General features: G+C 41.8%; 24 protein-coding genes. 17 read left to right on the plus strand and 7 right to left on the minus strand.

What is annotated here, in order from left to right; all coding sequences use genetic code 11:
- Nucleotides 1-384 precede the first annotated feature (384 nt).
- The 5 genes from H3V11_RS05105 to H3V11_RS05125 all read left to right on the plus strand — a co-directional run bounded on the left by H3V11_RS05105 (nucleotide 385) and on the right by H3V11_RS05125 (nucleotide 5,369).
- Nucleotides 385-1,275 carry an NAD(+) kinase gene (locus tag H3V11_RS05105; protein ID WP_198185734.1) on the plus strand — a complete coding sequence of 297 codons (891 nt, stop codon included), beginning with the start codon at nucleotides 385-387 and terminating at the stop codon, nucleotides 1,273-1,275.
- A gap of 245 nt (nucleotides 1,276-1,520) precedes the next feature.
- On the plus strand, nucleotides 1,521-3,182 hold the full coding sequence (gene recN, locus H3V11_RS05110) for a DNA repair protein RecN (protein ID WP_198223766.1): 1,662 nt from the start codon (nucleotides 1,521-1,523) through the stop codon (nucleotides 3,180-3,182).
- A 322-nt stretch (nucleotides 3,183-3,504) separates the two neighbouring features.
- Complete coding sequence (locus H3V11_RS05115) at nucleotides 3,505-3,744, plus strand: sulfurtransferase TusA family protein (protein WP_025330226.1); 240 nt, start codon at nucleotides 3,505-3,507, stop codon at nucleotides 3,742-3,744.
- Nucleotides 3,745-3,885: 141 nt separating this feature from the next.
- A complete protein-coding gene (gene pyrC, locus H3V11_RS05120; RefSeq protein WP_198223767.1) occupies nucleotides 3,886-4,926 on the plus strand; it encodes a dihydroorotase in 1,041 nt (346 codons plus the stop codon).
- Between the two features lie 2 nt (nucleotides 4,927-4,928).
- The gene (locus H3V11_RS05125; RefSeq protein ID WP_025330228.1) at nucleotides 4,929-5,369 is read left to right on the plus strand and encodes a thioesterase family protein; all 441 of its coding nucleotides are present in this window, start codon (nucleotides 4,929-4,931) and stop codon (nucleotides 5,367-5,369) included.
- A 69-nt stretch (nucleotides 5,370-5,438) separates the two neighbouring features.
- On the opposite strand, the gene H3V11_RS05130 is transcribed toward H3V11_RS05125, so the two are convergent.
- Complete coding sequence (locus tag H3V11_RS05130) at nucleotides 5,439-5,660, minus strand: YdcH family protein (protein ID WP_025330229.1); 222 nt, start codon at nucleotides 5,658-5,660, stop codon at nucleotides 5,439-5,441.
- Between the two features lie 143 nt (nucleotides 5,661-5,803).
- Here H3V11_RS05130 and H3V11_RS05135 point away from each other — a divergent pair, with 143 nt between their 5' ends.
- The 4 genes from H3V11_RS05135 (at nucleotide 5,804) to H3V11_RS05150 (ending at nucleotide 9,677) form a co-directional block, all read left to right on the plus strand.
- Nucleotides 5,804-6,394 carry a LemA family protein gene (locus tag H3V11_RS05135; RefSeq protein WP_078475098.1) on the plus strand — a complete coding sequence of 197 codons (591 nt, stop codon included), beginning with the start codon at nucleotides 5,804-5,806 and terminating at the stop codon, nucleotides 6,392-6,394.
- 395 nt (nucleotides 6,395-6,789) lie between these two features.
- Nucleotides 6,790-7,653, plus strand: a complete 864-nt coding sequence (locus tag H3V11_RS05140; protein WP_232335772.1) for a YgcG family protein — start codon at nucleotides 6,790-6,792, stop codon at nucleotides 7,651-7,653.
- A 124-nt stretch (nucleotides 7,654-7,777) separates the two neighbouring features.
- Nucleotides 7,778-8,695 carry a DnaJ domain-containing protein gene (locus H3V11_RS05145; protein ID WP_084551832.1) on the plus strand — a complete coding sequence of 306 codons (918 nt, stop codon included), beginning with the start codon at nucleotides 7,778-7,780 and terminating at the stop codon, nucleotides 8,693-8,695.
- Between the two features lie 427 nt (nucleotides 8,696-9,122).
- Nucleotides 9,123-9,677, plus strand: a complete 555-nt coding sequence (locus H3V11_RS05150; protein WP_232335773.1) for a TPM domain-containing protein — start codon at nucleotides 9,123-9,125, stop codon at nucleotides 9,675-9,677.
- Nucleotides 9,678-10,043: 366 nt separating this feature from the next.
- Here the strand turns inward: H3V11_RS05150 and H3V11_RS05155 are convergent, their stop codons facing one another.
- From H3V11_RS05155 to modA, 4 genes are all read right to left on the minus strand, one after another.
- The gene (locus H3V11_RS05155; RefSeq protein WP_172332941.1) at nucleotides 10,044-10,838 is read right to left on the minus strand and encodes a TOBE domain-containing protein; all 795 of its coding nucleotides are present in this window, start codon (nucleotides 10,836-10,838) and stop codon (nucleotides 10,044-10,046) included.
- A complete protein-coding gene (locus tag H3V11_RS05160) occupies nucleotides 10,825-11,520 on the minus strand; it encodes an ATP-binding cassette domain-containing protein (RefSeq protein WP_198223768.1) in 696 nt (231 codons plus the stop codon). The genes H3V11_RS05155 and H3V11_RS05160 overlap by 14 nt, the downstream gene beginning before the upstream one ends.
- Before the next feature lie 72 nt (nucleotides 11,521-11,592).
- Nucleotides 11,593-12,273, minus strand: coding sequence for a molybdate ABC transporter permease subunit (modB, locus tag H3V11_RS05165; RefSeq protein ID WP_198223769.1), 681 nt, complete (start codon nucleotides 12,271-12,273; stop codon nucleotides 11,593-11,595).
- A 66-nt stretch (nucleotides 12,274-12,339) separates the two neighbouring features.
- On the minus strand, nucleotides 12,340-13,107 hold the full coding sequence (modA, locus tag H3V11_RS05170; protein WP_078475092.1) for a molybdate ABC transporter substrate-binding protein: 768 nt from the start codon (nucleotides 13,105-13,107) through the stop codon (nucleotides 12,340-12,342).
- A gap of 463 nt (nucleotides 13,108-13,570) precedes the next feature.
- Here modA and fdnG point away from each other — a divergent pair, with 463 nt between their 5' ends.
- From fdnG to H3V11_RS05205, 7 genes are all read left to right on the plus strand, one after another.
- Nucleotides 13,571-16,678 carry a formate dehydrogenase-N subunit alpha gene (gene fdnG, locus H3V11_RS05175; protein ID WP_084553924.1) on the plus strand — a complete coding sequence of 1,036 codons (3,108 nt, stop codon included), beginning with the start codon at nucleotides 13,571-13,573 and terminating at the stop codon, nucleotides 16,676-16,678.
- Nucleotides 16,679-16,690: 12 nt separating this feature from the next.
- A complete protein-coding gene (gene fdxH / locus H3V11_RS05180; RefSeq protein ID WP_025330239.1) occupies nucleotides 16,691-17,605 on the plus strand; it encodes a formate dehydrogenase subunit beta in 915 nt (304 codons plus the stop codon).
- Entirely contained in the window at nucleotides 17,605-18,264 is a 660-nt protein-coding gene (locus tag H3V11_RS05185) for a formate dehydrogenase subunit gamma (protein ID WP_025330240.1), read from the plus strand. Before fdxH ends, H3V11_RS05185 begins: the two co-directional genes overlap by 1 nt.
- 141 nt (nucleotides 18,265-18,405) lie before the next feature.
- The gene (fdhD, locus tag H3V11_RS05190; protein ID WP_025330241.1) at nucleotides 18,406-19,206 is read left to right on the plus strand and encodes a formate dehydrogenase accessory sulfurtransferase FdhD; all 801 of its coding nucleotides are present in this window, start codon (nucleotides 18,406-18,408) and stop codon (nucleotides 19,204-19,206) included.
- A 100-nt stretch (nucleotides 19,207-19,306) separates the two neighbouring features.
- Nucleotides 19,307-20,632, plus strand: coding sequence for a cation:dicarboxylate symporter family transporter (locus H3V11_RS05195; RefSeq protein ID WP_037393559.1), 1,326 nt, complete (start codon nucleotides 19,307-19,309; stop codon nucleotides 20,630-20,632).
- Between the two features lie 244 nt (nucleotides 20,633-20,876).
- Entirely contained in the window at nucleotides 20,877-21,806 is a 930-nt protein-coding gene (locus H3V11_RS05200) for a formate dehydrogenase accessory protein FdhE (RefSeq protein ID WP_198206711.1), read from the plus strand.
- 88 nt (nucleotides 21,807-21,894) lie between these two features.
- The gene (locus tag H3V11_RS05205; RefSeq protein ID WP_198206710.1) at nucleotides 21,895-22,458 is read left to right on the plus strand and encodes a hypothetical protein; all 564 of its coding nucleotides are present in this window, start codon (nucleotides 21,895-21,897) and stop codon (nucleotides 22,456-22,458) included.
- On the opposite strand, the gene H3V11_RS05210 is transcribed toward H3V11_RS05205, so the two are convergent.
- Nucleotides 22,459-23,007: a TetR/AcrR family transcriptional regulator gene (locus H3V11_RS05210; protein ID WP_078475087.1), complete on the minus strand. Its 549-nt coding sequence runs from the start codon at nucleotides 23,005-23,007 to the stop codon at nucleotides 22,459-22,461. It lies immediately after the preceding gene.
- A gap of 124 nt (nucleotides 23,008-23,131) precedes the next feature.
- Here H3V11_RS05210 and H3V11_RS05215 point away from each other — a divergent pair, with 124 nt between their 5' ends.
- The gene (locus tag H3V11_RS05215) at nucleotides 23,132-23,668 is read left to right on the plus strand and encodes an HPP family protein (protein ID WP_198206709.1); all 537 of its coding nucleotides are present in this window, start codon (nucleotides 23,132-23,134) and stop codon (nucleotides 23,666-23,668) included.
- Nucleotides 23,669-23,934: 266 nt separating this feature from the next.
- Here the strand turns inward: H3V11_RS05215 and H3V11_RS05220 are convergent, their stop codons facing one another.
- Entirely contained in the window at nucleotides 23,935-25,002 is a 1,068-nt protein-coding gene (locus H3V11_RS05220) for a hypothetical protein (RefSeq protein ID WP_198185756.1), read from the minus strand.
- Between the last annotated feature and the right edge of the window lie 257 nt (nucleotides 25,003-25,259).

Here is a 25,259-nt window from a genome sequence, read left to right on the forward strand (position 1 = left end):
TTTCTAATCAGATGTCAGCTAAACGACTTTAAAATTGATCTGTACCGGCAAATTAATATAACTGTTGTGCAAGAAGTATTCTGCTAGTAATTAATATTTTGTTTTAAGTTAAGATTTAATTTTATGATTCGGAATAATCAGATACCTCAGTAGCAGATATTTCAGCCAGCTAAAAGAATAAGTGCTGCGGATATCAGCAACTATGAAAGTAATATCTTATATTTATACCTTTTCAAATTTGCTATCAGTGCATTTGCATAATATTTGCATTCGGCATGAAAATGCACATAATATAAGTTTATTGTTACACTAACCTTTATAATAGCCAAATAAAGTTATGGTAGTTATTTAGAGAGAGTAACTTAGTCAGGAATAAATGTTTACATGAATAGCCAGTTTAACCATATCGGAATTGTGACACGGCCGCAAACACCAATGATGAGTGAAGTACTGGACGAACTCATTACTTTTTTATGTGAAGAAGAAATTTCGGTGTATCTGGATAGTGAGGCGCAAGCGGATAACCAGATTAGTCCGGTATTGCTGCAACGCTGTAATATTATTAATAAATGTGAAATGGGGCGGCGCTGTGATCTTGTTATGGTACTGGGTGGTGACGGTACTTTATTGTCTGTTGCCCGTAAACTGGCACCTTACCGGGTACCACTGATTGGTATTCATCAGGGACATCTTGGTTTTCTGACACAAGTACCGCGTGCTCAGATGGTAACAGAATTAACCGGCATGCTGACTGGCAAATATCTGCCCGAAGAACGTATTTTGCTGGAAGCGACAGTAGTACGTGCAGGCGAAGAAGTTTATCATTCACTGGCACTAAACGACGTTGTACTCAGCCGTGGTGCACTGGGGCAGATGATTGAATTTGAGGTATTCATTAATAAAGAGTTTGTTTATACCCAGCGTTCAGACGGTTTGATTGTGTCTACACCTACTGGTTCGACGGCATATGCTCTGGCTGCCGGTGGTCCTATTTTACAGCCAACTCTGCGAGCATTCAGTTTAGTGCCTATATGCCCGCAATCCATGTCCAACCGGCCGATTGCTGTCAGTGATACCAGTGAAATAGAAGTGCTGATTACTAAAGGCAGCGATGCCCGGGCTCATTTTGACGGACAGGCGTTTTTTGATTTACATACTATGGATAAAATCCGTATTTGCCGCTATCGTAATTCTCTGAGGATTTTACATCCGGTTAATTATCAATATTACAAAACTCTGCGTCAGAAACTGCATTGGGGTGACCAGCTGGTATAGCTGTGTGCTGTATAAACAAGCTTTAAGCCGTTAATCAGATTTTAAGTAATTTTTGTAGCCTGACATAATCTCTGAAAAAAATAATGTTTATTTTTGCTATTGGTGGAAAAAATACAATAAAAATTAATAAAACCGAAATTTATTATCGATTATTTTAGATTTTTCTAAAAAATGGTTTCTTATTTTCCTAAAAAATACTAAAATCCAGCATAAATCATTAATACTTTCTCTAAGAAAGGTTGTTTATGCTTCTGGCGCTGTCTTTGCGTGACTTTGTCATTGTTGATGAGCTGAATCTGAGTTTTCAAAGCGGCTTTACCGTTCTGACAGGTGAAACCGGGGCGGGTAAATCAATCACGCTAGATGCATTAGGTCTGTTGTTAGGTGATAAAGCTGATTATGGTCAGATAAGACATGGTGCCAAAGAAGCCCAGTTATCAGCACTGTTTGATGTCAGTGATGTAACACATGCCCGTACCTTACTACAGGAACAGGGATTACTGGATGAAAACGAAACGCAATTAAGTATCCGACGTATAATTGATGTAAAGGGAAAAAGTCGTAGTTTCATTAATAATCAGGCGGTTACTTTGAGTCAGTTGCGGCAGATAGGTGAATTATTAATTGATATACATGGTCAGAATGCTCACCACTCTTTAAACAGTGAATCCGCGCAACGTATATTACTGGATGCATTTGCGGGTGCTGATACAGAAGTTGCTCAAGTACGTGAAGCCTATCAGCGTTGGCATGAAGCCAAAAAAGAGCTGGAAAAAGCGCAAACACAGGCTGATAGTCTGAATATTGAGCGTGAGCGCTTGCAATGGCGCTTTGATGAGCTAAATGCCCTGAATCTTCAAGAGCATGAGTGGGAAAATCTCAGTCAGAGTCATGATTCATTAGTACATGCGGCGGAAATACTGCAAACAGCGGAAAATGTAGAAGAAGTTCTCAATGGTGATGAGGGTTTACAAAGCCGTTTGTATCATTGCCGGCAGCAACTGGCTGCACTGATTAAAGCAGCTCCTGCTTTTGCAGACAGTGTGGCATTACTGGAATCAGTAGAAGCAGAATTGGGTGAAGTCAGTGCGTATTTGCGTGAAGCCACTGCCAGTGTAGAGACTGATGAAAATTTATTAGCACAGCAGGGACAGCGCATGCAGGAGTTAATGAGTGTTGCGCGTAAATATCGGATCGAGCCACCACAATTGCCTGAAGAGCTTGCAAAAGTTGAATCAGCTCTTAATGAACTGGAGGCGGCTGCGGATATTGAAGCGTTACAGGCGCGGGTAGCAGAACGCGAAAATGAATATATGCATGCAGCACAGCAATTATCAGTGAAACGCCATCAGGCTGCGAAAAAGCTGGCGAAACAAACCACAGCTCACATGCAAAATTTATCAATGCAAGGCGCACGCTTTCATATTGAATTGTTAAGTGCCTCACCATCTGTGCATGGTCTGGAGCAGGTACAGTATCAGGTAGCTGCTAATCAGGGCACGCCTTTAAGAGCAATGAGCAAAGTCGCTTCCGGTGGTGAGTTGGCACGTATCAGTCTGGCTCTGCAAATGGTTACCAGTCAGTATAATGCGGTACCTACATTGATTTTCGATGAGGTGGATACCGGTATTGGCGGAGCTGTAGCTGATGTTGTTGGTCACGCACTGCGTAGTCTGGGGCAAAATCGTCAGGTGCTGGCTGTTACTCATCTACCGCAGGTCGCAGCTTGTGGTCAGCAGCACTGGCAGGTGCGAAAACATAACAGCAAAGGGCAGACTGTAAGTGAAATAAATGTACTGGCTGCGACTGATCGGGTGAATGAGATTGCACGAATGCTTGGCGGCGAAACCATTACCGATACCACACGTAATCATGCCAGGGAAATGCTGGAGCTGGCGCAAAGTTAATTCTGCTATTACGAATTTATCTGCAAGCTTTCTGATTTTTCAATGTATATATGTCATTACTGCAAAAGCCGGAAATGATATTTATTTAAGTAAATAATTATAAAATAACGTTTATCTGCTTATGTTTTATGCATGCTGTTCTTGATTACAACAGTTTTAATAACAAAACATATTCTGATAATTTTCCTGTCAGCGTGCATTTTTATAATATAACTGATATAGACTGGAACGGGCTGCTTTAGCCTGAGCAAGGTGTATACGTTCAGTCTGTTTCATGCGCGATGTATAATAATAACTTTCAATATTCTATGATGAGTTGCTGATGAGTGAACCACACAGTGATAGAACACTAGATGTTATCGATTTAAATTGCCCGATGCCGATTTTACGTGCAAAAAAAGCGCTGGCAGTAATGGATAGCGGAGAAGTATTGCTAGTACTGGCAACAGATAAAACTGCTCCTGATGATTTTGCAGCTTTTTGCCGGCAGACAGGGCATGAATTATTGCATCAGCAAATCAGAAATGATGATGTAATAATGATGTGGGTAAAACACCGCTAAGTTTTTCAGACGGTAATTTATTACAATTAATTACAATATTTTGTTAACTTTATTCAGGTTCAGGTTGTAGAAGCTGCGACAGGATAGTACATTAACCTATTATTTTTAGCTGTGTAACACACGCTGATAGAACGGATACAGATGCAGACTCTCACTATAACCCGTCCGGATGACTGGCATCTTCATGTGCGTGATGGTGCAGCATTAAAGGCAGTATTACCTTTCAGTGCACGGCAAATGGGGCGAGCCCTGATTATGCCAAATCTGAAACCACCGGTAACCTCAGTTGCAGCAGCACTGGCTTATCGTGAACGTATACTTGCTGCAGTACCTGCGGGCAGTCATTTTCAGCCATTGATGACTTTATATCTGACTGACCAGACTACTCCGGCACTGATACGCGAAGCCAAAGAGGCAGGTATTATTGCGTGTAAGCTTTATCCTGCCGGTGCCACAACTAACTCTGCGGCTGGTGTCAGTGATTTGTGGACTTTATTGCCGGTATTGGAAACCATGGCTGAAACAGGCATGCCATTACTGGTGCATGGTGAAGTAACCAAAAGTGAAATTGATATTTTTGACCGTGAAGCAGTATTTATTGATGAACTTTTACAGCCGCTATTACAACGGCTGCCTGAACTGAAATTAGTATTTGAGCATATCACCACTGCACAAGCTGCTGAGCTGGTGATTCAGGCTGGTGAAAATGTGGCTGCTACGGTAACACCCCAGCACTTGCTCTACAATCGCAATGCTTTACTGGTAGGGGGAATCCAGCCTCATCACTACTGTTTGCCGGTACTAAAGCGCGAAACCCATCGTCAGGCACTGTTACAGGCTGTAAGCGGTACACAGTCACATAAATTTTTTCTCGGTACCGATAGTGCGCCGCATGCTCAGCACAGTAAAGAATGTGCTTGCGGATGTGCGGGTATATTCAGTGCCTTTGCTGCTATTGAGTTATATGCGGAAGCTTTTGAGCAGGCGGGAGCACTGGATAAATTACAGGCTTTTGCAGCAGAAAACGGTCCGCGGTTTTATAGTCTGGAAATCAATAAGGAAACCATTACACTGGAAAAAGTAAATCGCACAGTGCCACCATACTATCCGTATGGTAATCATGAACGACTGATTCCGTTGCGTGCTAATCAGACCATTAGCTGGAGTGTGGTAAATAATTAAATATGCAAGATTCAACTCAAATTACAGACCGGCTATCAGTACAAGCACATCAAACCGAAATTCGGGTGCGCGGCTTTCACATAGATGTATACCGCCATGTTAATAATGCACGCTATCTGGAATTTCTGGAAGAGGCACGCTGGCATTATTTTGATGAAGCCGGCTTAACGCCAATGTTTACTGAAGCCGGTTGTGGAATGGCTGTGATAAATATCAATATCAGTTACCGGCGCAGTGCCGGTTTCGGAGATGATTTGCTGATATCTACTGCTTTGAGCAAAATACAACCGCGCAAAGTAGAAGTTAATCAAACGATTACTCTTAAAAATACAGGACAGACAGTTGTGCAGGCTGTGGTGACGTTTATGGCTTTCGATCAGCAAAGCAATAAAGCAATTTCTTTTCCTGCTGCGATACAAGAACGATTTAATGCTATCAGGTAACAATATAAGTTAAGTCAGTAAAAAACCCTGCGCTTGGCAGGGTTTTTTACTGACTTAACTCAACCACTATCAGGCTTTACCGTCAGCTTCACGCAGCATGGCGTAAATTTCATCTTTCAGGCGCAATTTTTCCCGTTTCAGTTCGTCCAGATTATCCAGACCACTGGTTACCGGGTTATTAGTCAGACCTGTAATTTTATCGTCCAGTCGGTTGTGTTCTTCGAATATATTAGCAAAATGGGTATTTTCCGCCTTTAATTTGGTAATCAAGTCGCGATATTCAGGAAACATATAACATCCTTTACAGTTGGTTAAAATGATTTTTATTATTTTGCATTAATTATAGCTTAAGGTATATAAGATTGCGCTAGTTATGACGTAAAAAGTAACAAGAGCATGTTAAACTGGCACAATAATACATACAGGAGTTTATAATGTATAAACGGTTAATGGGTTGGATAGGCGCATTTATTCTGGTTTTAAGCCTCAGCGGGTGTGGCTATAATACAATGCAGTCACAGGATGAAGCTGCAAATGCTGCCTGGTCGGAAGTGCTGAATCAGTATCAGCGTCGTGCTGATCTGGTACCCAATCTTGTGAATACAGTTAAAGGCTATGCCAAACATGAACAACAAGTTTTAACCGACGTTACTAATGCCCGTTCACGTGTAGGCAGTCTGAATATGACCAGCAGTGATGCTGATAATCCGGCAAAAATGGAACAGTTTTCACAGGCACAGGGAAATCTGAGCAGTGCTCTGAGCCGCTTGCTGGTAGTAACAGAAAATTATCCTGATCTGAAAGCTGATCAAAGTTTCCGAGATTTACAAGCGCAGCTTGAAGGCACAGAAAACCGTATTGCTCTGGCACGCAACCGCTATATTCAGACAGTACAGGTTTACAACACTACTTTGCGTTCTTTCCCGAACAATATCACAGCCAAAATTTTCGGAATGCATGTTCGCCCGAATTTTGTACCGGAAAATGAAGCGGCGGTAAAACAGGCACCGCAGGTAGAATTTTAATTCGTTTTCTGTTGTTATTTTATGTGATTAATTAAACAGCCAGTTTGTCAGAACTGGCTGTTTGCATATCAGTATAGTAAGCAGCTGCTACTATTGTGCTAATTGTTTTTTTGCAGAATCTGACAAAATGGAAATTAAAAATTTATATGGTTGCGGCTATTTTCCGAACAGACAGGAGTAATTGTTAAACATACCAGCAGTTCGATAAAAACTTGCAATACTAACTGTGGAAATTTGCTGTATCGGACTGAATACTTGTATTCTGTTGTAATAACAGAATCTGTTTGTCTGAAAGTATGGAGTCAGATAATAGTGGTCTTTTATCCTGACAATCAAAAGGTTAGTATGAACTAAAATACAAGCAAATTTGCTTTTATGGCACTAAGGTTGCAAAGATGAACACAATACGCTTATCTGTCCACAGGCTACTCGGTCTTTTTCTGGGCTGTTTTTTTGCAATGCATTTGCTCGCTGCCAATGGTTTGGTTCCTGTACCAGCGCTGACTGATCCGGTAATGGATACAGCCAATATGTTACAGCCTGCTACCCGTACAGAATTAAACCAGCAGTTACTGGCGTTCAGCCGGCAGCATGGCAGCCAGATTATAGTATTGACAGTTCCGGCTATCTCACCGGAAACACCTTTTGACTATGCTACGCGTGTTATGGATAGCTGGAAACCGGGGCGTAAAGGAATTGATGACGGTGTACTGTTGTTGCTGGTGCGCGATGAACATAAAACGTTTCTGGCACCCGGTCGCGGACTGGAAGGGGCTATTCCTGATGTTTATGCTAAAAGAATTCTGGATGATGTGCTTCGTCCGCAGTTACGGGCAAATAATGCAGACGGAGGTGTACGTGAGGCTGTAAATCAGCTGGAGAAGCTGATTAACGGTGAAAAATTACCGGCACAACAATCTGCACATCAGGAATCTGATGATTCAGGCTCAACAATTTTTGGAATTCTGTTACTGATATTTATAGCCGGTTCATTTTTGAAAAATATATTTGGTAATACGCTGGGCAGTGCAATAGTTGGATTTCTGGTATTAAGTTTTGGCTGGTATTCGGGCTGGAGCCTGTTTGCAGCGATTATTGGTGCAATTCTGGCATTCATAATAGCACTCATTTTTGCCGGTAATATTTTTATTGGCGGCTCTGGCGGTGGTAGGGGCGGTTTTGGCGGTGGTTCAGGAGGCGGAGGGTTTAGCGGAGGAGGCGGCGGCTATGGTGGTGGCGGAGCCTCCGGTAGCTGGTAATACTGGCAGTCATAATTGAATTCCCCGTTAAATACTGACAATTTGTAAATTTTACGTAAAATAATGTATAGTTATTTATTTATATAATTATGATTATTTAGCATTTCGTTTCTGGTGGGCATACATGTCTAAAGTCGGTTATGGTATCTGTTTTTTGCTGTTGTGCTTTTTAGTCATGCGTTATAGCGTGTTCGGGGTGCTGATTGATATTGTACTAATCATCCTGATTATGTTTTATCTTCAAGCTTTGCAGATTGTAGATGATGGTACTGAAGCTTCTATCGCTGCCGACAATAATCTTTATATAGTTGTTATGTTTGAAGTGGCCGGTCAGATATGTGCAGCCAAAGGACATGTTTCTGATGAAGACCGGTCGCGTGTCTATGACATGATTAAAAAAATGCAGCTGGATGCAGAAACTGAAGTTTTGTCGCGTTATGCTTTTAATATGGGGCAGACAAAAAATTATCCGCTCAGAATCAGACTTAAACAACTATACCGGGCTTATAGTGATGACAAGCGCGGTTTAATGCTGTTTTGTAAAAATATGCTTGAATTAGCGCTGATTGACGGACGGCTGCATAATAATGAACGGCGCATTCTGAATATCATAGCGGATGAATTTCATATTCCTTATGCACAAATGCTTATTTTTGCCAGCCAGACTATTCATCAGGAAAATGAATACCGGCATTACTGGCAGACCAACGAGCAATGGAAACAGCAGCGTCAGCGTGCGCGTTCAGAGCAACGCCGTCAACAATATCAGCAACAGCAGAAGCAATATCAGCAGCAATACCAGCAACAGCAACAACAGCCTGAAGAACCGTTTGGTTCTGATCCTTATCTTGTACTGGGTATATCAGCAAAAGCGAGCCCGCAGGAAATTAAACAGGCATATCGCCGCCTGATGAATAAATATCATCCGGATAAACTCATTAAGCAAAATCTGTCGGAAACTAAGATGCAGCAGGCAACTGAACATGCTCAGCGTATACAGGCAGCCTATGCTTATGTGAAACAGTTACGCGGATTTGTTTAGATAATAGATAAGGGATTATAGAATCTATATTTATTTCAAAATATATAACCCTTAGAATTTTGTGATTTTCCAATCAGAGAATTTGTCAGAGCCAGCTCTGATAATAGGTTGGTTTTTATGTTAGAAATCATTTTTGCTCTCTGGCAATATCTGGATTTTTACTTTACAGGCTAATTTTCCCTGCTAGATCAATTAGTATCGTTATCATCAAAATATATGCTAACTAATGTCGCCAGCAATAATATCCGTTACATCTGACTTTCCGGTTTTCTGTTTTTATATGATATATATTGTTTTTGTTATCAGCCTGGTAACAGCAGCATTTTCTTATTAAGAAAATTTATGGTAGTGTAAGTAGAATGCTGATTATTCTGGAATTAATTAAGTAACTCAATATATACTTTTTAATAAATCTGCGGTGCTAACTATGAAATCAGATATACAGGAAAAAGCAGAATATACGAGCTTAAATAAACTCAATATGCAATTATTACCACGTATCTGGCGCCACTGGATAAATCCGCGCCAGCGGGTAAGTAAATATTTTCCTGCTCTTGCATTGCAACAGCTAACTGAACAAATTACATTATCTGAGCAACGTCATACTGGACAGCTTCGGTTTGTGATTGAATCCAGCCTTGATACCGCGAATTTGTGTCATCACACTACGGCACGCCAGCGTGCACAGTATTGGTTCGGAAATCTGGGTATATGGGATACTGCTGAAAAAAGTGGTATTTTGGTTTATGTACTTTTTGCTGATCGCGCAGTAGAAATTATTGCAGACCGGGGTATTAATACCTGTGTGAGTATGGTGCATTGGCAGCAGATATGTAATCGCATTACTCAGGCGTTTCAACATCAACGATATATGGATGGTTTAACTGCCGGACTGGATGAGCTGACGGAATTACTTGTACAGTATTTTCCGCGTACGCATGCCGGTACTAATGAACTGGCTGATGAAGTTATTCTGCGCTAGTTTTGAAAAACTAAGTATTTATATAAGTAAATTTTCAAGGTACTGTAACGGCTTAATATTCAATTAAGTTATCAGTGTGCAGTATTTTCAGTAAATTAGCTCATAATTATAAAAGATGTGGAATTAATTATTAATATTTCGGGTTAAAACGCTATAAATAGTTTTTTTGAATTAAATTTATTTAATAATATTAAAATACAAATATATAAAGTCTATAATATATATGCGGCTTAAAAGGACAGATTGACAAAGAGGGAATGTGCATGGCCGCAGGTAGTTTGACTATCGCACGTAAGCATAAGCCGGAATAATCTGATATTGCATGACAGGGTTATTCTGGCTTCAGTTTGTCTGATGGGTGCCCATTCAGCGCAAACGTCCGATAATAATGTTCGGCGCCTTGATTAACAGCATGATTTTATCTTCATTTTTTAATTGCATAGTTTGTGCACTATGACAGGTAATACTGGCGGTCAGGCTGACAGCTGCGCCTAAATCCACAGTAATCACACTGTTTACAGCACCAGTATCTATGTGGCGTATTTGACCAGTTAGCTGGTTACGAGCGGATATTTGTAAATTCGGATCGGGACGCGCAAGCATAATGGCTGATGCCTGAATGAGTGCCAGTGCATCAACGCCTACAGCCAGTTCCATCTGTTCACAACTGTGTCTTGTAAGTATGGCCACCAGTTCCTGTCCGTTGCTCAGTTGCAGATGAACCTCATTATTTACAGCCCCTTCAATGATTTGGCTGATTCTTCCGGCGAGCTGGTTATCAGCACTCAAATCCAGATTCATTTTTTGCCATAAACCATGATGACTATTGTCAGCGTCAGCTTCCAGTTGCCTGATAAGTTGCTGATGACGTTGCTGCATAGTGTGATAATAATTTAAAAAAGCTTCACCAAAAGCTGTTAATACGCTGTTTCCGCCACCCTGACCACCGGTTTGCCGTAAGACTAAAGGTTCAGGCGCCAGATTATTCATTGCATCTATGGCATCCCATGCTGCTTTATAACTCATAGGTACCGCTTTAGCTGCCTGGGTAATGGAACCGAAACGCCGGATATTTTCCAGTAAAGTAATCCGTTTGCTGTTGCCAATTCGCTGGCCGTTAATAGTGGGAATTAGTTCACTGTTAAGATTAAATTGATTCATTGCGATTGTTACGGGGAGCTGAGTACAGGCACCCATTATCCATATGCCAGATTTGAGCGTCAAAAGCAGCTGCATCTTCCGGATCGTGAGTTATCAGTAGCATGGGTAAGTTTAATTTCTGCTGCCAGGCAGATAACTCAGAACGCATTTGAGCCCGTAGCTGAGTATCCAGTGCAGAAAATGGTTCATCCAGCAGAATAGCCCGCGGCTGAGCAATCAATGCACGAGCCAGAGCCACACGCTGGCGCTGTCCGCCGGACAGATGAGCCGGATATTGTTCTGCTACTGAATTGAGCTGCATAGCAGTCAGCCAGTGTTCCACTTCTGTATACCGGTTGCGTTTTTTCGGATTGAATAAGCCATGACAAATACCGCAGGCAATATTCTGCCGGACATTTAAATGGGGAAAGAGGGCATAATCCTGAAATACAAAGGCCAGTTTACGTTGTTGCGGGTTAAGATTAATATGCTGCTGTGCCTGAAACAGAGTAACACCATTCACATTAATATGACCCTGTTCAGGAGTCAGCAGACCGGCAACAGCCTTTAGCATCAGACTTTTACCACTGCCTGAGGCTCCCATAATAACTGTACGCTGTGACTGACAGCACAGGCGGATATCCAGAGTAAAATGACTTCCGTCATTACGCTGAAGGGTTTTCTGAAAATTAAAATCTAACATAAAAACCATTGGCCGGATTAAAAACAGACAAAGCAATACCGGAAAATAATATTGTTTAATTCAGGTATCGGATTATTTAAGATTGGTCATAGGTACTTTGCCGGATAAAAGTTTGCCGGTAATTAGTAATATCAGAATACAGACCACAGATATAATCAAGACCAGAGTATTGGCCAGATAGTCATCTCCGGCCTGTACTGCTTCATATACGGCAATCGACAGGGTTTGTGTCTGCCCCGGAATGCTGCCTGCCACCATCAGCGTAGCACCGAATTCCCCCATACTGCGTGCAAATGCCAGTAATACGCCGGCCAGAATACCTCTCCAGGCAAGAGGCAGAGTGATGCGCAGAAATACTCCGGCATTACTGATACCCAGAACACGCGCTGCCTGCTCCAGCTGGGAATCCAGGCTTTCAAATGCAGCACGTGCCGGTTTAAATATCAGGGGAAACGATACGATTGTTGCTGCTACAACAGCACCCTGCCAGGTGAAAATCAGATTAATACCCAGATAATGTTCCAGCCATTGACCAATAAAGCCATTTTTTCCAATCAGTACCAGTAAGTAATATCCCAGTACCGTTGGCGGCATTACCATTGGCAAAGTGAGAATGGTATCAATCAGTTCCTTTCCCCAAACAGTTTTACGGGCAAGTACATAACCTATACCGACCCCAAAAACCAGATTAATAGCAGTTGCCCACAGGGCGATTTTAAGCGACAGGGCAAGAGCAATCCGGGCCGCAGCCATTATCTACTCCTTGAAATAAAAAATTCAGACAGATTCGCGGAAGGATAACTGCCGGTGGAAAAATACTCAGCGTGCGCTTTGAAAACCGTAACGCTTAAGAATCTTCTGACCTTTTGGCGACTGGATAAAATTAATAAAGCGGCTGGCAGCCACTGGTTCTTTACTGGCTACCGTCTTAGCAATCGGATAGCTGATTGGCTTACTGGTCGGGATGGTTGCAGCTACACTAACTTTATCCGGCATAATGGCCGCATCTGTGCCAAATACGAAACCGGCTTCCGCTGACTGATTAGCTACATAATCCAGAGCCTGACGGACATTATTCACATTCACAATTTTAGGCTTTACCGTACTCCATACTTTTGCCTGCTCCATTGCTGCCTGAGCATAACGTCCGGCCGGTGTAAAAGCGGGGTTGCCCAGTGCAATATGTTTAATACCTGGTTGCTGCAGATCTTTCAGTCCGCGTACATTCAGACTGCTTTTTTTCGGAATAATCAGTACCAGACTGTTATTTACAAAATTAATTCTGTCCTGTGCCCGCACAAGATTCTTGGTCTGAGCCTGATCCATAGTTTGCTGATCAGCAGAAGCAAATACATCTACTGGCGCACCGTTTTGCATCTGCTGAAGCAGAGAGCCTGAAGCTCCGAAATTAAGCAGTACTTTATCCTGAGGATATTGCTGCTGATATGCTTTGGCAATGTCATTAAATGCATTGGTCAGACTGGCAGCCGCTGAAACTGTGATATTGGCGGCAAGTGAAGCAGTGCTCATTACACTCAGGCTGATTGCAGTAATGATAGTAGTCAGACGAATGTAGTCAAAGCGCATATTCTTATCCCTATTTGAAATAAATTATTATCCGGCGCCAGGTCAGGCAATACCGATTATAAAGGAAAATTGTTTCGAAATATATATAAGTATATAGCGATAGACAGTCATAGAGATGTGCGATACAACATATATGTCATAGCAAATAAATAATTTATAAATCAATTTGTATGCAAAATATTCATGATTAATAGAAATAATTTATTGAATAAATTATTTCTATTTATTGCTAATGTAATAACTTGTATTTTAACCTTTATACTAATTAAATTTGGAATTTAAATGAAATTGTAATTATTTATTTAAAGTAGAAAATACTGATAAAATTTTATAATAGTTTAAATAAGGTATTATAATAGGATTAAATGTTAGTATAAATTAACTTTCTAGCATAATTAGTAAGCAGTGCGGGGATGGATTTCCTGCAAATAAATAATAAAAATTTTATTAGGAACATACACACATGAACCTGACAAGACGCCAGTTTTTCAAGGTTACCGCAGCGGGTGCCGGCGCGACAGGACTGGCAGTGATGGGCATGGCTCCTGCCACAGCCTTTGCTGAAGTCCGCCAGTACAAACTGTTGAGGGCTACAGAAACACGTAATAACTGCACATATTGCTCAGTTGGTTGTGGTACGTTGTTGTATAGTCTGGGTGACGGTGCCAAAAACGCCAAAAAGAAAATTTTTCACATAGAAGGTGATCCCGATCATCCGGTCAGCCGCGGCAGCTTATGTCCCAAAGGCGCCTCACTGATTGACTTTGTTAACAGCCCGAACCGTGTACTGCATCCGCAGGTTCGTGAAGCCGGAAGCACAGAGTGGAAAGACATCAGCTGGGATGAGGCACTGGAGCGTATTGCCCGCCTGATTAAAGAAGAACGTGATGCCAATATTATTGAAAAAAATGCTGATGGTGTTACGGTTAACCGGCTGGAAAGTGTGGGTATGCTGTGCGCTTCTGCCAGCTCTAATGAAACCGGTATTCTGACTCAGAAATTCATGCGTTCGCTCGGGCTGGTTGGTGCTGATTCACAGGCACGAGTTTGTCATGGTCCGACAGTATCTGCACTGGCTGCTACGTTTGGTCGTGGAGCCATGACCAATACCTGGACTGATATCCAGAACGCCGATTTTATTCTGGTTATGGGTGGTAATGCCGCTGAAGCACATCCGGTAGGTTTTAAATGGGTTATCGAAGCCAAAAAACAAAAAGGCACCAAACTGATTGTTTGCGACCCGCGTTTTAACCGTACTGCCTCTGTAGCCGATCATTATTTGCCGATTCGTTCCGGTACCGACATAGCTTTCCTCGGAGCGGTAATCAACTGGCTGATTAAAAATGATAAAGTGCAATGGGATTATGTCAAAAACTATACCAATGCTGCTTTTATTCTAGCTGATGGCTATGGTTTTCATGAAGGTCTGTTTTCCGGACATGCCGATTATACGACTGAAGACGGCAGCGCGGCACCGGAAGCGGCTCCGAAAGGTGCTAAAGGCGGGGCTGTTTATAATAATGCCAGCTGGACATACGAGCTGGATGAAAACGGCTATGCCAAAGTAGACCCGACTTTGGAAAATCCGCGTTGCGTCTGGCAGATAATGAAAAAGCATTATGCCCAGTACACACCGGAAATGATGCACAAAATTACCGGTACCCCGATTAAAGATTTTCTGCTGGTGTGTGAAGCTCTGGGGGCAACCTCGGCAAAAAACAAAGCCGGTACAATTCTGTATGCACTGGGCTGGACTCAGCATACTTATGGTTCGCAGAATATCCGTACCATGGCCATGATTCAGCTGATTCTGGGTAATATCGGTATGCCCGGTGGGGGTGTGAATGCTTTACGCGGCCATTCCAATATTCAGGGCTTGTCTGATCTTGGTTTGCTGTCTACCAGTCTTCCGGGCTATCTGAGCCTGCCTAACGAAAAGAAAAATCCGACTTTTGCTGATTATCTGAAAGTTCAGACACCAGCAGCCATGCGTCCGGGACAGCTTAATTACTGGAGCAATACGCCCAAATTTATGGTAAGCCTGCTCAAATGGTTCTTTGGTGATAAGGCTACCAAAGAAAATGACTGGGGCTATGACTGGCTGCCGAAGTGGGACAAAATGTATGATGTGCTGCAAATGACCGAAATGATGTATCAGGGCCAGATGCACGGATTACTGGTACAAGGTTTCAATGCCATGGGTTCCTTTCCGGATTCCAACCGTATCATCGAAGCATTTTCCCGCCTCAAGTGGATGGTAGTAATGGATCCGCTTAATACCGAAACGGCTACCTTCTGGGAAAATCATGGTGATGCGCATGACGTAGATTCCCGCTCTATCATGACGACAGTGTTCCGTCTGCCTGTCCCTTGTTTTGCAGAAGAAAATGGTTCGATTGTCAATTCTTCACGCTGGTTGCAATGGCATTATGCCGGAGCCGAAGCACCGGAAGAAGCCAGAGCCGATCTCGAGATTCTGGCTGATTTGCATTTACGTATTAAAGCTCTGTATGAGAAAGAGGGTGGTAAAGTACCTGAACCGATTCTGAACCTGAGCTGGCCGTATAAAGTGCCGCATTCACCGACGCCGGAAGAAATGGCACAGGAATCCAATGGCTGGGCACTCACGGATATTAAGGACGAGAAGGGTAATATTATCGTGCCTAAAGGTGGGCAGCTGGATAGCTTTGCTCAGTTACGCGATGACGGAACAACGGCCTGCGCCTGCTGGATTTTTGCCGGTTCCTGGACTAAAAACGGTAACCAGATGGCACGGCGTGATAACAGCAATGTCGGACTGGGTAATACCCCGGGCTGGGCGTGGGCCTGGCCGGCAAACCGCCGTATTCTGTATAACCGCGCTTCCTGCGATCCGTCCGGCAAAGCCTGGGATCCTGACAGAATATTAATTCACTGGGACGGCAGCAAATGGATTGGTGCGGATGTGGCTGACTACAAGGCAGATCAGGCACCTGACACCAATATGAATCCGTTTATTATGAATGAAGAGGGTGTTGGTCGTCTGTTCTGTACCAAAAAACTGGTAGATGGTCCGTTTCCGACATTCTATGAGCCTACTGAATCACCGGTTGGCAAAAACCTGCTTTATCCTAAAGTGCTGAATACACCCGCAGTGCGCTTGTTTGACAGCGTTAAAGGTCGTATCGGCAATAAAGATGAATTTCCTTGTGTCGGCACTACATATCGTCTGACAGAGCATTTTCAGTTCTGGACGAAATCCGTGAAATTGCTGATGATTGCTCAGCCTGAACAGTTTGTTGAAATCAGCGAAGAGCTGGCAGCACAAAAAAATATTGCTAAAGGCGATACAGTTAAAATCAGTACTAAGCGCGGCTGGGTAGAGGCCAAAGCCGTGGTAACCAAACGCCTGCGTCCGTTGGAAATTAATGGGCAGACCGTCCATCAGATAGGTATTCCCCTGCATGGTGGCTGGGTGAATGTTGGTGAGAAAAAACAGTTTCTCATTAACACACTCACACCATTTGTTGGTGACTGCAATACACAGACACCAGAATACAAAACCTTTTTATGCAATATCGAAAAAGCGTGAGGGGAATAAGTCATGGCTTTACAATCTTTGGATATAAAACGTCGTTCGGCTACTAATCAGCTCACGCCGCTACCACAGGCAAGAAAACCCATTGAAATTGCCAAACTGATTGATGTTTCGACCTGTATAGGCTGCAAAGCCTGTCAGGCTGCGTGTTCGGAATGGAATGACATTCGTGATGAAGTTGGCACCAATCATGGTGTATACGATAACCCGATTGACCTGAGTGCGGATAGCTGGACGGTAATGCGGTTTTCTGAAACCGAGCAATACGGCAAGCTGGAGTGGCTGATTCGTAAGGACGGTTGTATGCACTGTTCTGACCCGGGCTGTCTGAAAGCCTGCCCGTCACCGGGTGCAATCATTCAGTATGAAAATGGTATCGTCGATTTCCATCAGGAAAACTGTATTGGTTGCGGTTACTGTATTTCCGGCTGCCCGTTTAATATTCCGCGTATTTCGAAAAAAGATAACCGCGCTTACAAATGTACCCTGTGTTCAGACCGTGTGGCCGTCGGGCAGGAACCGGCCTGTGTGAAAACTTGTCCTACCGGCGCTATTCATTTCGGCAGCAAAGAAGACATGAAGTCTTTGGCCGGGGAGCGTATAAAAGACTTAAAACAGCGCGGTTTTGAGCAGGCAGGGCTCTACGATCCACAGGGTGTGGGCGGTACCCATGTTATGTATGTACTGCATCATGCGGATAAACCCAGCCTGTACCATGGTCTGCCGGACAATCCGCGTATCAGTACCACCGTTAAATTATGGAAGAGTATGCTCAAACCGATAGCAGCATTCGGTATTGCTACCGCTGCTTTTGCCGGCTGGCTGCACTACATTACCATTGGTCCGAATCGCCCTGACGATGATAAAGAACAGGTTCTGAATCGTGAAGGCGAAATCCTCAAAGATAAAGGGGACGCATAATGAAAAGATTATTAATTCAGCGATATAAAAAATCCGAGCGGTTTAATCACTGGGTAGTAGCCGGCTGCTTTGTGCTGCTGGCTGTTTCCGGTCTGGGTTTTTTCTATCCGTCTTTTTTCTGGCTCACTGAAGTTTTCGGTTCTCCGCAATTGGCACGCATCCTGCATCCGTTCATCGGAGTGGTGATGTTTCTGGGCTTTTTTATCCAGTTTTTCCGCTATGTAAAATATAATTTTTTTGAGCGGGATGATATTAAATGGTTACTGGGAATTAAGCATATTCTGCTGGGAAGAGAAATTGGTGATACTGGCAAATATAATGCTGGACAAAAATGTATGTTCTGGCTGATGTCCATCAGTATGGCACTGCTGCTTATCAGCGGGCTGATTGCCTGGCGGCAGTTTTTTTCCGGATATTTTCCAATTTGGGTGGTACGTATCGCTTTGCTAGTGCATTCTGCCTCTGCTATCCTGCTGATTGTCGGTATTATTATTCATGTATATGCCGCATTGTGGATTAAAGGCACAATTCCGGCGATGGTGGAAGGAGTGGTTAGTCAGGAATGGGCGAAAAAGCACCATCCACGCTGGTACCGCGAAATGATGGCAAAAAAAGAAGCCAAAGCGCAGCAAAATTCCACTTCACAGACAACTGAATAATTTAAATAATCATCATCTGTAGTGCTGTCTGTATGGCGTATTGTCATACAGCCAGTAAAATTTTATCTTCTTGCGTGATTCGGTTAATATGTCGGTACAAGTCTTTTCCGGCTGTTACCGGTTCATAAATACAGAAACCTCATGAATTACACCCCCGCCCAAAATCGCACTGTCTGGGTGGCACAGGCTGGAGAATGCAGTAGTACCAGTGATAATATCAGTGCCGAAATCCCAGTAGCACTTGTTTATAACGGTATCTCCCATGTCGTATTAATGGCTACGCCCGCTAATATTGCCGAACTGGCATTGGGTTTCAGCCTGAGTGAAGGCATCATTGAAAATGCAGAGCAAATTTATGCGATTGAAATTACTGAACATCTGCATGGAATTGTGGCTGAGATTGAGCTGGCCAGCGCAGCATTTGCACGTTTGAAAAGTCGCCGTCGCCAGATGAGCGGACGCACTGGTTGCGGACTGTGCGGTATTGACAGTCTGGCAGCTGTTCAGCCAGAAATAGAACCGGTTTTACGCGATTGGCATGTAGAATTTAGCATAATCGGGCGTGCTTTGACCGATTTTAACCATCATCAGCAACTGCGGGCGCAAACTGGTTCAGTTCACGGCGTGGCGTGGGCTGACAAGGCAGGTAAGATTGTAACCGTCCGTGAAGATATCGGCCGGCACAATGCTTTAGACAAGCTTATTGGCTGGGGATTACATGCAAAAGTGGATTGGAAGCATGGTTTTGTGGTATTGTCCAGTCGCGCTAGTTTTGAAATGGTAATGAAATCAGCAATAACCGGTATCGGGTGTATCGTGGCCGTATCTGCGCCCACCACCTATGCCATTGATTTGGCTCACAAGGCTAATATCACGCTGGTGGGTTTTGCGCGTCATAATCGCCAAGTAATTTATACCCATCCTCAATTTTTTCATCCTTAACGCATGTTTAAAACAAAAAATAATAGAATATACTCTATTGTTTTTGTTTTGCTTTTTAGATTGAATAAGAACTATATTACCACTTACAGTAAGGACGACTATGTTATCGATTATCAAACGATATAGCCGTAATTTGGCCTGGCAAATTTTAATCGCACTGATTATGGGGGTAGCACTGGGATTATATCTGCATACTTTTTCAGATCCTTCTCATCCCTACTACAAAACCTATCAGTCGTGGGTAATCAATGTATTACAACCGATGGGGGATATTTTTATCCGCCTGATTAAAATGATTGTGCTGCCCATCATTCTCAGTACGCTGACATTGGGTATTGCCGGACTGGGTAACTCCAAAAGTCTGGGTCGACTGGGCGGTAAAACCATTCTGTATTTTGAAATTATCACTACTATCGCCATTGGTGTGGGTTTACTTTTCGGTAATCTGTTTCACCCGGGTAGCGGCATTGATATTTCCAATCTGCACCACAGCAATGTCAGTCAGTACGTACAAAAAAGTGAAGCACTGGCCGAGAAGCCTCATGGTCTGGTTATAATGATTCTGGACATGATTCCGCATAATATATTTGATTCGCTTAGCAGCGGTGAAATTCTGCCGGTAATCTTTTTCTGTGTGTTTTTTGGTCTGGGCTTAACTAAGCTACCTGATAATCAGCGCCTGTTCTTTTCAGATTTTCTGAAAGTGATTTCAGACGTAATGTTCAAAATCACCAATATGATTATGCGTTACGCACCTATCGGGGTATTTGGTCTGATGACTGTTACCATCAGTAAATTCGGTTTCGGTTCGCTGATTCCGCTGATGAAACTGATTTTAATAGTTTATCTGGCGATGATAGTATTTACTCTGGTGATTCTGGGTGGCGTGGCCTATTTCTGCCGCTTTAACATTTTCACTATTATCAAAATTCTGAAAGATGAGCTGATAGTGGCTTTCTCAACCTCCAGCTCAGAAACTGCGCTGCCAAAAATGATTGAGAAAATGGAAGCATATGGCGCGCCGAAATCTATTACCAGCTTTGTGATTCCTACCGGATATTCATTTAATCTGGATGGTTCTACGCTGTATCAGAGTATTGCAGTTATCTTTCTGGCGCAGTTATACGGTATTTCTCTGTCGGTTAGTGATCAGGTAATGATTGTGATTACGCTGATGGTAGCTTCTAAAGGTATTGCCGGTGTACCGGGTGTATCGTTTCTGGTACTGTCTGCCACGCTGGCTACAACATCCATTCCGTTAGAAGGTCTGGGCTTTATTCTGGGTATCGACCGTATTCTGGATATGGGACGTACTGTAGTTAATGTAATCGGTAATGCTCTGGCTTCATTGGTTATTTCGCGCTGGGAACATGATTTTGATGATGAAAAAGCGCGGGAATATGAGAAATCACTTGGTATTAAATAATTAGTTTTCAGTAATAAAAAGGTTCAGAAATTTCTGAACCTTTTTTGTTATCCGATTTATCACATTTTGAAAAACAAATTGATAAGAGACATTATCTTTCTCTATTGATGGCATATAGAAAATCATAGACAGTAAATCCAGACAGAATACCTATTTTTGGTTAAACTTGGTTATTTAATTTGTTGATAATGATAACGGTACTATTACCTGAACAAGTAATATCGTTATATAACCGCGTTGATACATGAAAACACAAGCAACACCAGAAACCATACAAGCACAGGAATTTTTTCATATCCCGTTCTGGCAGCAGCCTCCTGTTGATATTTTCAGCCGGCGCGCATTACGGCTGAATGAATTGGCTGTAGAAGATAATAGTGACTGGCAATCATACTTACAGCTACTGGCTGTTATCAATAATGCTCAGCAAAATTTACTGGAGCAATATGCACAGGAAGCCTGGGTAATTCCTGAGACTGATAAAGATGAAGTTCCGCTTACTCTGGCATTACTGAGTGCCAATAGAGGCCTGATAGAGCGTCTGTTTACCGATTTACATGCTTTATTGCAAGCAGATTTGTCACCAACTGCTCAGCAGGTATGGAAAGAGTTATTGCAGCTCGACAGTGAAAGCCGCAACCAGTTATGCCAGCATGCATTTAATCAGCAGCTCGGAATAGCTCAGCAGGATTATCAGGTCTGGGTAAATGCAGTGGTGCAGATTGTTTATACTCATGCAGCGTTAAATCTGGCTGCTACAACGGTAAAACCTCTGTCTGAACCGGGTTTTTGCCCCTGCTGTGGTACTGATGCTGTGGGTTCAGTAATAGTCGGACAGGGTGAACTTGAAGGGTTGCGCTATTTGTGTTGTGGTGTATGCAATAGTCGCTGGCACAGTGTACGGGCACGCTGTAGTTTTTGTGATAATAGCCGTGATCTGGGCGTACACCGGATTGAACAGGTGAAAGAAGGTGTATTGGCTGGTGCAGAGGCGGAATGCTGTCCCAGCTGCCATGCTTACCGCAAACGTTATCGCCTGGCCAAGCAACAATATGCTGATCCGATTGCTGATGATTTGGCCTCTTTAGCTCTGGATATACTGTTGAATGAAGAGGGATGGCAGCGTGGCGGAGCTAATCCGTTTTTACTGATGGGAAAAATACCCAGACATTAAATTAAGCTAAAGCTGTTTGGCTTGAATAAATGATAGGGAGTCAAACAGCTTAAATAAGAAAATCTGATCTTACAGATGGATAATAAAGATGAAAAAAGCGGAGAAGTTTTTTTCCAGAGTAATTGGTCCTTTAATTATCGTATTGGGGATAATCTGTTTAGCTGAAAGTAAAAGCAATCACCAGCACTATTATCTTCCTTTGCAAAATAAAGCTAAATATCTTTTATCATTGAATTGTGCACCAAACCAATGTACTACACAGGGGAGAATGATATATAACCATCCGGAAAATATATCCGCTAAATCCATCAGTACACCAATTTATCATTTTCGCTATTATTTCCGGATAGCAGATAAAACCTATATTAATGATGATTTGCGTGTTTTTAGTGAAGGTTTTGGTTTTACCAAAACCGGACTGCGCTATTTTCCTGCAGGAGGCCTGAACTCAGCTGAATTTTTTTCAGAAGAAATCATTTTTGACCCGGCTAATCCAAATATAAATTTACCCGCGACATATGCAAAAGTTCTTCATGAGATTCCCAGCCCTTATGGCTTTTTTGAAGGTTTTTTTATTATTATAGGGGGAATTATTCTTACTCTAATCAGCTATTGGAATAAAATTTTTTTAAAAAACAGGCTTGATAAATAATTAAAGAAGTATTTCTGATACCCAATTAAAACTATTTTTTATTATTTCATCGTAAAGTAATTTATTATCTTTATAAATAAGACTGATATTACTCAGACCTTCTAATATAACCATTAATTGATTGGTTATTGCCTCATTTTGTGGGTTTTGCCGGAGTTTATCGCGGATTAAATTTCGAATAAATTCTTTATGCTCCATAACCAGCTCTTTTATTGCATTGTCGTTATGGATTTCTTCTCTTGCTCTGACAAATAAGCAGCCATTAAAATTGTCTTGATTATACCAGTCTAAATGCCATTTAAGTATCTGAATAATAGACTGTTGCTGGTCAAGATCAGCTATTGCTTCGGTAAGTTCTTGTTTAAATCGCAAGTCTCTTAGTTTTAAAACTTCAAAGATTAAATTGTCTTTGTTGCCAAAATGTTTATATAGCGTTGTTTTAGAGCAACCTGACTGGTCTCTTATTTCATCAACTCCTACGTTGCCAAAACCTTTTTGATAAAAGAGTTGTTCTGCTGTATCAGCAATTAATCTGTATGTTTTTTTCATTTATTATCCAAAGTGTTTGATAAGTGGACAGATCTGTACTATTATAAAAGTGAACAGATTTGTTCACTTTTGTGCTGGCACTAATTGCTAACACTCAAGCTAATCTTATAGGATATAAAGAATAATGAAACCATTTTTTTTCGGCAAGGAGAAACTGCCACCAAAGCCTACAAATAGTGAATTATTGCAAAGTCTGACCGGTGGTTTCGTAGCTATATTTTTTCTGATCTGGTTTAGTCGGGTAACCGGCTATACTTTAATAATGGCGCCATTTGGAGCAAGTTGTGTGATCTTGTTTGCTGTATCTCAGTCACCACTTGCGCAGCCAAGAAATGTTATTCTGGGACATTTAATTTCAGCTTTTTGCGGGTTACTGTTTTTAAAGCTATTCGGTCATGATGTTATTATTATTGCTTTGGCTGTAGGCATAGCAATTATCGCTATGCAATATTTTCGGGCAGTGCATCCACCAGCCGGTGCTAATCCATTAGTCATTTTATTAACAGCAGATAAAATAGATTATGATTTTACTTTTCTATTATTTCCAGTGCTGTCCGGGTCAGTAATATTGGTAGCAATTGCTTATTTAGTTAATAATCTTTTTAATAAAACGCATTGGCCTGTCTATTGGCTGGCACTCTTTAAAGAAAAGGAAAAATAATAATAAACCTATCATGTTGTTATCAGTAAATTGAAAAAACTGTGTGATACTTTTTTGGCGCAGAAAATTGGTCAGAAGATAAGGTAATCCAGTGTATATCAGCTTATGATAAGCTCGTAATATCCGCTGAATCAGCTGTTAAAAAAATCTTAGTTGAAATGATTTATTAATCTTTTCATGTACTGATTAATGAATCATAATCTTTTGTTTAATAAAAATATTTCAGAATTTATTGTCTGAAGACTTCGATAAACTTCAGATAGATATTAGTCGAAATCGATTTTCACGCCTTCTTTTTTAAGTATATTAGTTGCAATATTCATATCCGGCAGTGTTTCGCCGAAGTAAACCCGATTAGATAATTGCTGAGTGAATATCGAATGTATCTGATTAAATGCACCAATAGCGGTGAGATGGGACTGACCTTTAGGATCTGTAATGGATAAGACGGATTGAGTTGGCCGGTTGGTCGAATCTGTACCTGTGATATTGATTAAAATACGGTGCTCATCACCTTTACCCGGATTGTATAGCAGTTTCTGGCGAAATGTTTTAAAACGTTGCGTTGAGATTAAACGCCAGAAGCCACTATGAATTAATACATAGAAAAGGCGGTTGGTTATATTGCTGTTAAAACCAATTCGTGTGGATACTGATCTGGCTTGGGTTAACATTGGCAAGGTTAACTGATCAGGTGTATCAAAGCGATAAACCCGAAAACGTTTTTTTTCTGTAAAGCTGACCAGTCTGCTGTCTGAAAATGGCATACAGCTTTGAGTGTGTCTCTTGGCGACGACTTCAAAAGGAATCAGCATTCTGTCCATATAATCTACAGAATTGATTCCTGCGTTATCTTGCATAGAATAGAGAATATTAATATCTATGCTGTTTATCTGCTTGAATTTAAGTGTGTGCCGGATTATCAGGCTGGCAGCTACGCCAGCCATCCATGTGGAAGAAAATACTATGGGAGCATGCAACTGGTCGAATGTATGGGTATAGGTAATCGCTGTTTTTAATTTATCCGTCCAGCGAGTAATATCAAGATAGGCAATCTGATTTTTGATGGCAAAATGCAGTACGCGGTTATCGGGATCATTGGCCAGGGTTACGATTAATTGGGGTCGGATATTGTCTGGAAGCTGTGGTGCATTAATATCGAATTGTATTGCAGATGCTCTGGATAAGGTACTGGCAAATGCAGTTGAAGTATGTATATTGCGCCCGCCAATAATAATATGTACATCCGGATAATATAGATTTAACAGTGCCGCTACTTGTTTGCCTACTACACCATAGCCACCGATTAATAATACTGACAGCTGATTGTTCATGCAGACTTTCTATTTTAGGTTGATTGACCTAAAATAATATACTAAATAATTTATTTTTGGTCAATTGACCTATTTATAAAAATCATAATGTATTTCAGATATTAAAAAAGATAAACTTAACTCACTTTTTGTCAAATCATTACCACATCTTTTAGAAATGAATTTACCGGATGATTTTGAAATTATTTATCCTAATATGATTATGAATAATCATATTAGTTTAGGTTCCTCCACGAATGATTTTTTTAAATCTCGAA

Origin of the sequence: Snodgrassella sp. W8158, from assembly GCF_016100435.1 — a bacterium.
Lineage (GTDB): Bacteria > Pseudomonadota > Gammaproteobacteria > Burkholderiales > Neisseriaceae > Snodgrassella > Snodgrassella alvi.